General features: G+C 72.3%; 10 protein-coding genes. 8 read left to right on the forward strand and 2 right to left on the reverse strand.

Annotated features, from left to right (window positions below; translation table 11 throughout):
* The first annotated feature begins 198 nt into the window (after positions 1 to 198).
* From ABT116_RS17145 to ABT116_RS17160, 4 genes are all read left to right on the forward strand, one after another.
* On the forward strand, positions 199 to 3,390 hold the full coding sequence (locus ABT116_RS17145; protein WP_351633757.1) for a S41 family peptidase: 3,192 nt from the start codon (positions 199 to 201) through the stop codon (positions 3,388 to 3,390).
* Positions 3,391 to 3,513: 123 nt separating this feature from the next.
* On the forward strand, positions 3,514 to 3,867 hold the full coding sequence (locus ABT116_RS17150; RefSeq protein WP_351633760.1) for a histidine triad nucleotide-binding protein: 354 nt from the start codon (positions 3,514 to 3,516) through the stop codon (positions 3,865 to 3,867).
* A 6-nt stretch (positions 3,868 to 3,873) separates the two neighbouring features.
* On the forward strand, positions 3,874 to 4,815 hold the full coding sequence (locus ABT116_RS17155; RefSeq protein WP_351633763.1) for a ribonuclease Z: 942 nt from the start codon (positions 3,874 to 3,876) through the stop codon (positions 4,813 to 4,815).
* Positions 4,816 to 4,835: 20 nt separating this feature from the next.
* Positions 4,836 to 5,828: an adenosine deaminase gene (locus ABT116_RS17160; protein ID WP_351633765.1), complete on the forward strand. Its 993-nt coding sequence runs from the start codon at positions 4,836 to 4,838 to the stop codon at positions 5,826 to 5,828.
* A gap of 10 nt (positions 5,829 to 5,838) precedes the next feature.
* Here ABT116_RS17160 and ABT116_RS17165 read toward each other — a convergent pair whose 3' ends face one another.
* Positions 5,839 to 7,152, reverse strand: a complete 1,314-nt coding sequence (locus ABT116_RS17165; protein WP_351633767.1) for an MFS transporter — start codon at positions 7,150 to 7,152, stop codon at positions 5,839 to 5,841.
* A 203-nt stretch (positions 7,153 to 7,355) separates the two neighbouring features.
* The gene (locus ABT116_RS17170) at positions 7,356 to 8,138 is read right to left on the reverse strand and encodes an IclR family transcriptional regulator (RefSeq protein ID WP_351633769.1); all 783 of its coding nucleotides are present in this window, start codon (positions 8,136 to 8,138) and stop codon (positions 7,356 to 7,358) included.
* 95 nt (positions 8,139 to 8,233) lie between these two features.
* Between ABT116_RS17170 and ABT116_RS17175 the strand changes: the two genes are divergently transcribed.
* From ABT116_RS17175 to ybeY, 4 genes are all read left to right on the forward strand, one after another.
* Complete coding sequence (locus tag ABT116_RS17175) at positions 8,234 to 9,523, forward strand: glucarate dehydratase family protein (protein ID WP_351633772.1); 1,290 nt, start codon at positions 8,234 to 8,236, stop codon at positions 9,521 to 9,523.
* Positions 9,524 to 9,661: 138 nt separating this feature from the next.
* Positions 9,662 to 10,798: a carbohydrate kinase family protein gene (locus tag ABT116_RS17180; protein ID WP_351633774.1), complete on the forward strand. Its 1,137-nt coding sequence runs from the start codon at positions 9,662 to 9,664 to the stop codon at positions 10,796 to 10,798.
* A gap of 250 nt (positions 10,799 to 11,048) precedes the next feature.
* A complete protein-coding gene (locus ABT116_RS17185) occupies positions 11,049 to 12,116 on the forward strand; it encodes a PhoH family protein (protein ID WP_351633777.1) in 1,068 nt (355 codons plus the stop codon).
* A 14-nt stretch (positions 12,117 to 12,130) separates the two neighbouring features.
* Positions 12,131 to 12,628, forward strand: a complete 498-nt coding sequence (ybeY, locus tag ABT116_RS17190; RefSeq protein WP_033306334.1) for an rRNA maturation RNase YbeY — start codon at positions 12,131 to 12,133, stop codon at positions 12,626 to 12,628.
* The last annotated feature ends 3 nt before the right edge of the window (positions 12,629 to 12,631 follow it).

Consider the following 12,631-nt stretch of genomic DNA (forward strand, 5'->3'; position numbering starts at 1 on the left):
CGGACCGAGCGGCTCGGCGACTGCGAGTCCACCAGCCCGCCGCCCGTCGGCGGGCCCCCGAACGGGCAGCCCGGGCCGACGGTCACCGTGACCGTCACCCAGACCATCTGGTGCGAGCGGTACCCGGACTGCCGCCCCGTCGAGGGCAAGTGATCCGAACCCTGTCCGCGCGGCGTCGTCCCTGCATAGGGTGATCGGGTGACATCGCCTGCTTACCTCCGGTTCCCCCATGTGCACGGCGACCTGGTCGCCTTCACCGCCGAGGACGACGTGTGGCTCGCTCCACTCGACGGCGGCCGGGCCTGGCGGGTCAGCGCCGACAACATGCCGGTGACCCAGCCCCGCATCTCGCCCGACGGCACCACCGTCGCCTGGACCTCCACCCGTGACGGCGCCCCCGAGGTGTTCATCGCCCCGGTCGACGGCGGTCCGGCCAAGCGGCTGACGTACTGGGGCAGTCTCAAGACACAGGTGCGCGGCTGGACCCCGGACGGCGAGGTCCTGGCGATCAGCACCCAGGGCCAGGCGAGCCTGCGCCGCACCTGGGCACGTGCCGTCCCGCTCGACGGCGGCCCGGCCACCACCCTGCCGTACGGGCCCGTCGGCGACGTGGCCCACGGCCCGCACACGGTGCTGCTGTCCGCGCCGATGGGACGCGAGGCGGCCTGGTGGAAGCGGTACCGCGGCGGCACGGCGGGCAAGCTGTGGATCGACCCCGAGGACGACGGGGAGTTCGTGCGGCTGCACCAGAACCTCGACGGCAACATCGAGTACCCGCTGTGGGTGGGGGACCGTATCGGTTTCCTCTCCGACCACGAGGGCACCGGAGCGCTCTACTCCTCCCTCGCCGACGGCTCCGACCTGCGCCGCCACACCGCTCTCGACGGTTTCTACGCCCGGCACGCCGCGACCGACGGCACCCGAGTCGTCTACTCCAGCGCCGGAGAACTGTGGGTGCTGGACGACCTGGAGGGCGCCGAGCCGCGGCGGCTGGACGTGCGGCTGGGCGGACAGCGCGCCGATCTCCAGCCGTTCCCGGTGAACGCCTCCCGGTGGTTCGGCTCGGCGTCCCCGGACCACACCGCACGCGGCAGCGCCGTCGCCGTACGCGGCTCCGTGCACTGGGTCACCCACCGCTCCGGCCCGGCCCGCGCGCTGGCCGCCACGCCCGGCGTGCGGGCCCGGCTGCCGCGGACGTTCCGGGCGGACGGCGAGCAGTGGGTGGTGTGGGTGACGGACGCCGAGGGCGACGACGCGCTGGAGTTCGCGCCCGCCACCGGACTCGCCCCGGGCGCGACACCCCGCCGGATCGCCGCCGGGCAGCTCGGCCGGGTGCTGGACCTCGCCATGGCGCCCGACGGCAGCCGTGCCGCCGTCTCCTGCCACGACGGGCGCCTGCTGCTGGTGGAGCGGGAGACGGGCGAGGTGCGGGAGGTCGACCGCAGCGAGGACGGCGATGTGTCGGGCCTGGTCTTCTCGCCCGACTCGTCCTGGCTGGCCTGGTCCCACCCCGGCCCCCGGCCGCTGTGCCAGCTGAAACTCGCCAACACCACCGACCTGTCGGTCACCGAGGCCACCCCGCTGCGCTTCCAGGACTACGCGCCCGCGTTCACCCTGGACGGCAAGCACCTCGCGTTCCTCTCGACCCGCTCCTTCGACCCCGTCTACGACGAGCACGTCTTCGACCTGGCCTTCGTGGTGGGCGCCCGGCCGCACCTGATCACCCTCGCGGCGACCACGCCCTCCCCGTTCGGGCCGCAGCGGCACGGCCGGTCCTTCGAGACGCCCGACCGGGAGGAGACCCCCGACAGCGAGGGCACCCCCACCACCCGCATCGACCTCGAAGGCCTCGCCGACCGCATCGTGCCCTTCCCGGTCGAGGCCGCCCGCTACACCAACCTGCGCGCCGCCAAGGACGGCGTCCTGTGGCTGCGACACCCGGTCGCCGGGGTGCTCGGCGCGTCCCGGGCCACCCCGGACGACCCCGACCCCAAGTCCGAGCTGGAGCGCTACGACCTCACCCAGCAGCGCGTCGAGCATCTCGCCGTCGACGCCGACCACTTCGCGGTCAGCGGCGACGGCAAGCGGGTGCTGCTGTGGACCGACGGACGGCTGAAGGTCGTCCCCAGCGACCGGCGCGCCTCGAGCGACGACGACAGCGACTCCAACATCACCGTCGACCTGGGCCGGGTGCGCCAGTTCGTCGACCCGGCGGCCGAGTGGCGCCAGATGTTCGACGAGAACGGCCGCATCATGCGGGACCACTTCTGGCGGCCGGACATGAGCGGCGTCGACTGGGACGGCGTCCTCGACCGCTACCGCCCGGTCGTGGAGCGGCTCGCCACCCACGACGACCTGGTCGACCTGCTGTGGGAGGTCCAGGGCGAGCTCGGCACCTCGCACGCCTACGTCATCCCGCGCGGCGGACACGGCGGCGGCCCCCGGCAGGGCCTGCTCGGCGCCGACATCTCCCGCCACGAGGACGGCAGTTGGCGGGTCGACCGCATCCTGCCCTCCGAGACCTCCGACCCGGACGCCCGCAGCCCGCTGGCCGCGCCCGGCGTCGCGGTCCGCCCAGGGGACGCCATCGTCGCGGTCGCGGGACAGCCGGTCGACCCCGTTCTCGGCCCCGGCCCGCTGCTGATCGGCACGGCGAACAAGCCGGTGGAGCTGACCATCTCCCCGTCCGGCGGCGGCGACCCCCGGCACGCCGTCGTCGTCCCGGTCGCCGACGAGGAACCCCTGCGCTACCACGCCTGGGTGGCCGACCGCCGCGCCTACGTCCACGAGAAGTCCGGCGGCCGCCTCGGCTATCTGCACGTCCCCGACATGCAGGCCCCCGGCTGGGCCCAGATCCACCGCGACCTGCGCGTCGAGGTCGCCCGTGAGGGCCTGGTCGTCGACGTCCGCGAGAACCGCGGTGGCCACACCTCCCAGCTGGTCGTCGAGAAGCTGGCCCGCCGCATCGTCGGCTGGGCCGTCCCGCGCGGCATGCGCCCCTACAGCTACCCGGAGGACGCCCCGCGCGGCCCCGTCGTAGCGGTCGCCAACGAGTTCTCCGGATCCGACGGCGACATCGTCAACGCGGCGATCAAGGCCCTCGGCCTCGGCCCGGTCGTCGGCACCCGCACCTGGGGCGGCGTCATCGGCATCGACAGCCGCTACCGCCTGGTCGACGGCACCCTGGTCACCCAGCCCAAGTACGCGTTCTGGCTGGAGGGCTACGAGTGGGGCGTGGAGAACCACGGGGTGGACCCGGACGTGGAGATCGTCCAACGCCCGCAGGACTACGCGGCGGACAGGGACACCCAACTGGACGAGGCCATCCGACTGGCGTTGCAGGCACTGGAGGCAGTACCGGCGAAAACGCCCCCGGGCTTGTCGACCTGAGGGGCGCGGGGCTGTGTCGATTTGCGGCTCCGCCGCGTGGGCGCGACCAGCCACAACGCACCCGCACCCGACGACGATACGATGCCCAAGTCGGACCGCACCGGCCCAACCCTCGGAGGAGACATGGCAGGGGAGCCCCAGGAAGACTGCCTGTTCTGCAAGATCGTCGCAGGCACCATCCCGGCGACGATCGTCCGCCAGACGGAGACGACCATCGCGTTCCGCGACATCAACCCCCAGGCCCCCACCCACGTCCTGATCATCCCCAAGGCCCACTACGAGAATGCCGCCGCCCTCGCCGCCGCCGACCCGGCCCTCACCGCGGACGTGCTCCGCGAGGCCCAGGCTGTCGCCGACGAGGAGAAGCTCGACAGCTACCGCCTCGTCTTCAACACCGGCAGCGGCGCCGGCCAGACGGTCTGGCACGTGCACGGCCACGTGCTCGGCGGCCGCGGCCTCGAATGGCCCCCCGGGTAGTCCGCCTTGTCCGTACGTGAACTCGTGGTCCTCGGCACCGCCAGCCAGGTCCCGACCCGGCACCGCAACCACAACGGCTACCTGCTGCGCTGGGACGGCGAAGGCATCCTGTTCGACCCCGGCGAGGGCACGCAGCGCCAGATGCTGCGCGCCGGGGTCGCCGCGCACGACCTGAACCGGATCTGCGTCACGCACTTCCACGGTGACCACTCCCTCGGCCTCGCCGGTGTGATCCAGCGCATCAACCTCGACAAGGTCCCGCACGAGATCACCGCCCACTACCCCCGCTCCGGGCAGCGCTTCTTCGACCGGCTCCGGTACGCCACCGCCTACCGCGAGACCGTCGGCATCACCGAGGCCCCGGTCGCCGCGGACGGGCCCCTCGCCCGTACGGACGGTTACACGCTCGAGGCCCGGAAGCTGTCGCACCCGGTGGAGTCGTACGGCTACCGGATCGTCGAGCCCGACGGCCGCCGCATGCTGCCCGAGCGGCTCGCCGCGCACGGCATCAAGGGCCCGGACGTCGGCCGCCTCCAGCGCGAGGGAGAACTCGGCGGGGTCAGCCTGGCAGACGTCAGCGAGACACGGCGCGGGCAGCGCTTCGCGTTCGTCATGGACACCCGGCTGTGCGACGGCGTCCACGCGCTCGCCGAGGGCTGCGACATGCTCGTCATCGAGTCGACGTTCCTCGACGAGGACGAGGAACTCGCCGTCGAGCACGGACACCTGACAGCGGGTCAGGCGGCACGGGTGGCCCGGGACGGCGGGGTGCGGCACCTCGTGCTGACCCACTTCAGCCAGCGCTATACGGATCGTGGGGGCCCCTCCCGCTCGAGCGAAGCCGAGAGTGGGGGAGAGTTCGAGCGGCAGGCCCGGGCCGCCGGGTACGACGGCGAGCTGACCGTGGCCCACGATCTGCTCAGGGTGCCGGTTCCGAAGCGTCGGTGAAACGGCCGTACGATGAGTTGATGTCCCTCCCCAAAGCCGAACTGCACCTTCACATCGAAGGCACCCTGGAACCGGAACTCGCCTTCGAGCTCGCCGCGCGCAACGGTGTCACGCTGCCGTACGCCGACACGGACGAGCTGCGCGAGGCCTACCGGTTCGAGGACCTGCAGTCCTTCCTGAACCTGTACTACGAGCTCATGGCCGTCCTGCGCACCGAGCGGGACTTCGAGGACCTGGCGAACGCCTATCTCGCCCGGGCCGCCGCGCAGGGCGTGCGGCACGCGGAGATCTTCTTCGACCCGCAGGCCCACACGAGCCGCGGCCTGGACATCGGCACGGTCGTCGAAGGGCTGTGGCGGGCGCTGGGGAACAGCGAGGCCGATCACGGCATCTCGACCCGGCTGATCCTGTGCTTCCTGCGCGACGAGTCCGCCGACTCGGCCCTGGCCACGCTGGACGCGGCCAAGCCGTACCTGGACCGGATCACCGGCGTCGGCCTCGACTCGGCCGAGGTCGGGCACCCGCCGGTGAAGTTCCGCGAGGTGTACGAGAGGGCCGCCGCGCTCGGTCTGCGGCGGGTCGCGCACGCCGGTGAGGAGGGCCCGCCGGAGTACATCACCGAGGCACTGGACATCCTCGGCGTGGAGCGCGTCGACCACGGGCTGCGCTGCGTGGAAGACCCGGCGCTGGTGGAGCGGCTGGTACGCGACCGGGTGCCGCTGACACTGTGCCCGCTGTCCAACGTCCGGCTGCGCACGGTCGACACCCTCGCCGACCACCCGCTGCCCGCCATGCTTGACGCGGGCCTGATGTGCACGGTCAACTCCGACGACCCGGCCTACTTCGGCGGCTACGCGGGCGACAACTTCGACGCCGTGCGCGCCACCCTCGGCCTCACCGAGGAGCGGCTGCGCGAGCTCGCCCGCAACTCCTTCCTCGCCTCCTTCCTGGAGGACGACGAGGAGCTGCGGGCGCGGTATCTCGCCGAGGTGGAGTCGTACACCTTCGGATAGTCCGGGCAGGTCAGAAGACCTCCGACCCCGCCTTGTCGTAGGCACGCTGGGCGGGGACGGCCGGGGTCTCCACCTCGATCTCCACCACCGGCTGTTCCGGGGCACCGATCTCGGGGATCGCGCCGGTGGGCGTGCCCGTGGCGGCGGCGACCAGGGCGGCCGGGTGCCCGCCGCGGCGGCGGATCGCACCGGGCAGCAGCGGACGTCCGCCGGTGTGCAGGGCGACGGCGGTCATCGGCAGGGCGACCACCAGCAGTCCCGCGCCGAGGACCGCGCCCATGACCGGGAACCCGGCCTGCGCCGACAGCACACTGCCGGTCAGCGGCCCGGCGGCGGTGCCCAGCGAGGACGCCGAGCCGACCAGCACCGCCCAGCGGCCGCGCGGGTCGAGCGAGGCGGCGAGCCCGATGAGGTACGACAGCACCACCGGGTAGAGCGTGTTCCAGGCGATCTCGCCGGCCGCGAAGCTCCCCAGGTCGGTCGCGGAGGCGCTGAGCGCGATGCAGGCGGCGATGAGGACGGTGCCGCCGCCGATGGGTATCGCGCGTCCGAGGCGGGCCCCCAGGGCGCCCGCCGCGAGGACCCCGGCCAGGCCTGCGCCCAGTCCGAGGGCGAAGACCACACCTACGGTGGCCTCGCCGAGGTGCACCTGCTCGAGGCCGATCCGGCCGCTCACGCCCCACAGGGAGTTCTGGGCGAGCGACCAGCACACCATCGCGGCGGCCAGCAGCAGCCCCGAACGGGCGTGTGGCAGCCGGGCGTTGTCGTGCCGGGTGGGCGCGACGGGCGTGCCGACGGGCAGCCGGCCGGTGAGCGGCCAGACCGCCAGGGCCGTCAGGGCGATCGCGGCCAGCGGCAGACCGTGGCCCGGGCCGAGGTGCGGCACCGTCAGATACACGGCGCCCGCGAGGGCGGAGACGCTGAGCAGCCCGGCCGTGGAGGCCCGGTGCGGATCGCGCTCACCGGCGATGAGAGTCGCGGCGACGGTGGTGGCCGTGCCGGAGCCGAACCCGCCGACGATCGCGCCGGCGACGACAGCGGGGATCGCGGTGGTCAGGGCGGCGGCGCCGTAGCCGAGCAGGGCCAGGGCGAGGCCGATCCGGGCGAGGGTGCGGGCTCCGACCCGTTCGACCCGGGAGGCCAGGGCGAATCCGGCGGCGGCCGAACTGAGAAGCAGGGCACTGCCGACGGCGCCGGCCTGGGTGGCGGAGAGCGGAAGGTCCGAGTCGAGTCTGCCGACGGTGGTGGGCAGCAGATACGGAGCGAGGTACCCGGCCGTGAAAAGGGCGACGAGGGGCCAGGGAGTGGTGCGGGGGGCGAACACGGGCGTTCCCAGGGCATGCGAAAGGAGCGGGAGAAAAGGGGGATTGGGCGACGACCGTCGACGGACAGGAACGCGCGAGCAATTTGTATCAAGCACGTAGTCACCCACGGGAGCCCGGGGTGTGTGATCTGGAGCACGTTGCGTTTGGGGTGGTGAAGCCCGGGTAAACGAGCGCCCTTTGTCGGGTGTCGGCGGCGCTTTCGCTACCGCCAGTGCACCGCTCCGGGCCCCGCCGGAACGGTCGCCTCGGCCTTCGCCCGAATCTCCCGCATTACGGCGACGATCCGCTTCTCGTGCCCTGGTGTGAGCCGGGCGACCGGCACCGAGCAGCTGATCGCGTCCTGTGCCGGGGTGTCGTAGCGCAGGGCGAATCCGAAGCCGACGATGCCGGGCACGCCCTCCTCGCGGTCCACGGACCAGCCGCGTGACCGGATTTGGGCGAGGTCGGCGGCCAGGGACTCCCTGCTCGTGTGCGAGTTCGGCGTGAGCGCCTCGTACGGCCCCTCGGGCAGTTCCCCGTCCGGGCGTTCCGCCAGCAGGGCCTTGCCGAGGGCCCCGGCGTGTGCGGGCAGGCGCCGTCCCACCCGGCTGATCGTGCGCAGGTACTCGTGCGACTCCCGCGTCGCCAGGTACGCCACGTCCCGGCCGTCCAGCCGGGCCATGTGGATGGTCTCGCCGAGTGCCTCGGACGCCTCGTCGAGGTACGGCCGCACCGCCCGGACGCGGGGGTCGGAGTCGAGGTAGCTCGTGCCGGTGAGCAGGGCGTGGATGCCGATGCCGTACAGGGAGCCGGTGATGTCGGTGCGGACCCAGCCGCGCGAGATCAGGGTCTGCAGCAGCGCGTACATCGAGCTGCGCGGCACGCCGAGTTCGCCGGCCAGCTCCTGGAGCCGGGCCGGACGGTCGCCGCGCGCTGCGAGGAGTTCCAGCAGCTCGACCGTGCGCGCCGCGGACTTCACCTCACGGACACCTCCTGTGTCTGACATGCGCCGATGGTAGTCGGGCCGCCCGGGCGGTTGACGTTCTCATACCCAACCCGCATTCTCATGCATAGACGGCATCTACATGAGGAGACGACTTCGTGAACCTCACCATCACCGGCGTACGGCTCACGCCGATCCTGGTCGCCGACCCGCCGCTGCTGAACACCCAGGGCGTGCACCAGCCGTACACGCCCCGGCTGATCGTCGAGGTCGTCACGGCGGACGGGATCACCGGCGTGGGGGAGACCTACGGCGACGCCAAGTACCTGGAACTGGCCCGGCCCTTCGCCGAGCAGCTGAAGGGACGCCAGGTCAGCGATCTGAACGGCCTGTTCACGGTCGCGGACCAGGTCGCGGTGGACGCCTCCCGCGTCGAGAACGCCGTCGACGTCGGCGGGCTGCGCGGTGTCCAGACCGCCGACAAGCTGCGGCTGTCCGTCGTCTCCGCCTTCGAGGTCGCCTGCCTGGACGCCCTCGGCAAGGCGCTCGGACTGCCCGTGCACGCGCTGCTCGGCGGCAAGGTGCGCGACGCCGTCGAGTACAGCGCCTACCTGTTCTACAAGTGGGCCGGCCACCCCGAGGGCGTGCCGGCCGAGAAGGACGACTGGGACGCGGCCCTCGACCCGGCCGGAGTGGTGGAGCAGGCCCGCCGCTTCACGGAGCGCTACGGCTTCACCTCCTTCAAGCTCAAGGGCGGCGTCTTCCCGCCCGACGAGGAGATCACGGCGATCAAGGCCCTCGCCGAGGCCTTTCCGGGACACCCGCTGCGGCTCGACCCGAACGGTGCCTGGTCCGTGGAGACGTCCGTGACGGTGGCCCGGGAGCTCGGGGACGTCCTGGAGTACCTGGAGGACCCGGCGCTCGGCACACCCGCCATGGCCGAGGTCGCCCGGCGCACCGGCGTGCCGCTCGCCACCAACATGTGCGTGACGACGTTCGCCGAGATCCAGGAGGCGTTCACCGAGGGCGCCGTCCAGGTCGTGCTCTCCGACCACCACTACTGGGGCGGACTGCGCAACACCCAGCAGCTCGCCGCCGTCTGCCGCACCTTCGGGGTCGGCGTGTCGATGCACTCCAACACCCACCTCGGCATCTCGCTCGCCGCGATGACCCACGTGGCGGCCACCGTCCCGGACCTCCACCACGCCTGCGACTCGCACTACCCCTGGCAGTCCGAGGACGTCCTCACCGAGCGGCTCGCCTTCGAAGTCGGCCGGGTCGCCGTGTCCGACGCCCCCGGCCTCGGCGTGGAGCTCGACCACGAGCGGCTGGCCGCACTGCACCAGCGGTGGCTGGACGACGACGGTGCCCTGCGGGACCGCGACGACGCGGCGGCGATGCGGATCGCCGACCCGCAATGGGTGACCCCAGCGATGCCCCGCTGGTAGGGCTCGTCGGTGCCGTGGCGGGGGCGCGGGAGAGCCCGGCGCGAGCTCACGGGACGGGTGGGTCCGGCGTGATCGGCGTCACGTCGTCGGTGAGGTGGTGCAGACTGGCCTGATCCGCACCACGTCAGGGAGCGCATCGTGACCGCGTCCACCGCCCCGGCCGGAAAGGGCCCGGCCGGAAAGGCATCGCACCGCCAGAGCCAGGTCGACCCCCTCGCCCCGCTGCGCACACCGGACGACCCGCCCTGGGACGTCTACCTCACCGGCACCGTCTTCCTGGACATCATCTTCACCGGCCTCGACTCCGCCCCCGTGCGCGGGACGGAGTCCTGGGCGCGCGGAATGGGGTCGAGCCCCGGCGGCGTCGCCAACATGGCGACCGCCCTGGCCCGCCTCGGCCTGCGCACGTCCCTCGCGGCGGCCTTCGGTGACGACCACTACGGCGACTACTGCTGGGACGCCCTGGAACACGGCGAGGGAATCGACCTCTCCCCGTCGCGCACCGTGCCCGGCTGGCACTCCCCGGTGACCGTCTCCATGGCCTACGAGGGGGAGCGCACGATGGTCTCGCACGGCCACGAGCCACCCCCCGAGGAGCCGGCCCCCGCATGCCCGTCCCGCGCGCGTGCCGCCGTCGCCTCCCTCGCACCCGGCGTGAGCGCGCCCTGGATCGCCCAGGCCGCGAGCAACGGCACCCGGGTGTTCGGCGACGTCGGCTGGGACGACACCGGCGCGTGGGACCTGGCGGGCCTGCCCGACCTGCGGCACTGCGAGGCGTTCCTGCCGAACGCGGAGGAGGCCATGCGGTACACGGGCGCGGACTGCCCCCGGGCCGCCGCCCACGCCCTGACCGAGTACGTGCCGCTCGCCGTGGTCACCCTCGGCGCCGACGGGGCGTACGCGGTGGACCGGCGTACCGGGGAGACGGCGGAGGTGCCGGCCATCGCCGTCGAGGCGCTCGATCCGACCGGCGCCGGTGACGTGTTCGTCGCCGGGTTCGTGACCGGCACCCTGGCCGACTGGCCGCTCGCCGACCGGCTGGCCTTCGCCGGGCTGACGGCGGCACTGTCGGTGCAGGAGTTCGGAGGGTCGCTGTCGGCGCCGGGGTGGTCGGAGATCGCGGCGTGGTGGCGGAAGGTGCAGTCGGTCGAGGGGCAGTCACCGGCGGCACTGGAGAGGTACGGGTTCCTGGCGGAGCTGGTGTCGGAGGAGTTGGTGAGGCCCTGGCCGTTGCGGAGGGCCGTTCCCACGATCGGCTTCCGCCGCTCGGCGTGACCCTCCTGGCCTGCCGGGGGCTCCGCCCCCGGACCCCCGGCCTGTGCCCCCCGCCGCCCGTACCTGTCGGCCAAGAAGTGCCGTCGCCTCCCGAGCGGCCGGTCGAGAGCCGCCGTCGCCTCGTCTTTCCGACCCCACCTCCAAAACCCCTACGGCGTTGTCACTCCCCCGTCGTACCCTGGGAATCGCGAGGCCGCCCTCAGCTGTGCGGCCGTGACGAGGAGGAACCGCAGGCCTTCAGCGCCGGCCCATGACTCAATCATCGACAGCTCACACCCCCGCGCAGGAGCAGGCGAGAGCACAGCTCACCGTCCCCGCCCAGCACCCCATGGTGACCGTTCTGGGGTCCGGCGACTCCCTCCTGCGCGTGATCGAGAAGGCCTTCCCGGCGGCCGACATCCACGTCCGGGGCAATGAGATCAGCGCGGTCGGCGACCAGAAGGACGTCGCCCTCATTTCGCGCGTGTTCGACGAGATGATGCTGGTGCTCCGCACCGGGCAGCCGATGACGGAGGACGCAGTGGAACGCTCGATCGCCATGCTCAAGGCGAGCGACAACGGCGAGAGCGACGGCAAGGAGACCCCGGCCGAGGTGCTCACGCAGAACATCCTGTCCTCGCGCGGCCGCACCATCCGCCCCAAGACGCTCAACCAGAAGCGCTACGTCGACGCCATCGACAAGCACACGATCGTCTTCGGCATCGGCCCGGCGGGCACCGGCAAGACGTACCTGGCGATGGCCAAGGCCGTGCAGGCCCTGCAGTCCAAGCAGGTCAACCGCATCATCCTGACCCGCCCGGCGGTCGAGGCCGGCGAGCGGCTCGGCTTCCTCCCGGGCACGCTCTACGAGAAGATCGACCCGTACCTGCGCCCGCTCTACGACGCGCTGCACGACATGCTCGACCCGGACTCGATCCCGCGGCTGATGGCGGCGGGCACCATCGAGGTCGCGCCGCTCGCCTACATGCGCGGACGCACGCTCAACGACGCCTTCATCATCCTGGACGAGGCCCAGAACACCAGCCCCGAGCAGATGAAGATGTTCCTCACCCGCCTCGGCTTCGACTCGAAGATCGTGATCACGGGTGACGTGACGCAGGTCGACCTCCCGGACGGGACGAAGAGCGGTCTGCGGCAGGTGCAGGACATCCTGGACGGCGTGGACGACGTCCACTTCTCCCGGCTGTCGTCGCAGGACGTGGTCCGGCACAAGCTGGTGGGCCGTATCGTCGACGCGTACGAGAAGTACGACACCACGCACGGCACCCAGAACGGCGCACACAAGAGCCGGGGCAAGTCCGGGCACAAGGGGAAGTAGACACACACAGCACCATGTCGATCGACGTCAACAACGAGTCCGGCACCGAGGTCGACGAGCAGGCGATCCTCGACATCGCCCGCTACGCGCTCGCTCGGATGCGCATCCACCCGCTCTCCGAGCTCTCGGTGATCGTCGTGGACGCCGACGCCATGGAGCAGCTCCACATCCAGTGGATGGACCTCCCCGGTCCGACGGACGTCATGTCCTTCCCCATGGACGAGCTGCGCCCGCCGTCCAAGGACGACGACGAGCCGCCGCAGGGGCTGCTCGGTGACATCGTGCTGTGCCCCGAGGTCGCACTGAAGCAGGGCAAGGAAGCGGAGACGCAGCACTCCATGGACGAGGAGCTCCAACTGCTCACCGTGCACGGCGTGCTGCACCTGCTGGGCTACGACCACGAGGAGCCGGACGAGAAGGCCGAGATGTTCGGCCTCCAGGCGGCCATCGTGGACGGCTGGCGCGCGGAGCGGGGCCTGACCGGCCCGTCCCCGGCGCCGACGGTCTCGTAACGC

This window comes from Streptomyces sp. NPDC002130 (assembly GCF_040296465.1).
Taxonomy (GTDB): Bacteria; Actinomycetota; Actinomycetes; order Streptomycetales; family Streptomycetaceae; genus Streptomyces.

Bases quoted from the DNA above. Each gene is read 5' to 3' on its own strand.
- ABT116_RS17150 (WP_351633760.1), top strand. From the start codon at position 3,514: ATGGCAGGGGAGCCCCAGGAAGACTGCCTGTTCTGCAAGATCGTCGCA.
- ABT116_RS17160 (WP_351633765.1), top strand. From the start codon at position 4,836: ATGTCCCTCCCCAAAGCCGAACTGCACCTTCACATCGAAGGCACCCTG.
- ABT116_RS17170 (WP_351633769.1), bottom strand. From the start codon at position 8,138: ATGTCAGACACAGGAGGTGTCCGTGAGGTGAAGTCCGCGGCGCGCACG.
- ABT116_RS17185 (WP_351633777.1), top strand. From the start codon at position 11,049: ATGACTCAATCATCGACAGCTCACACCCCCGCGCAGGAGCAGGCGAGA.
- ybeY (WP_033306334.1), top strand. From the start codon at position 12,131: ATGTCGATCGACGTCAACAACGAGTCCGGCACCGAGGTCGACGAGCAG.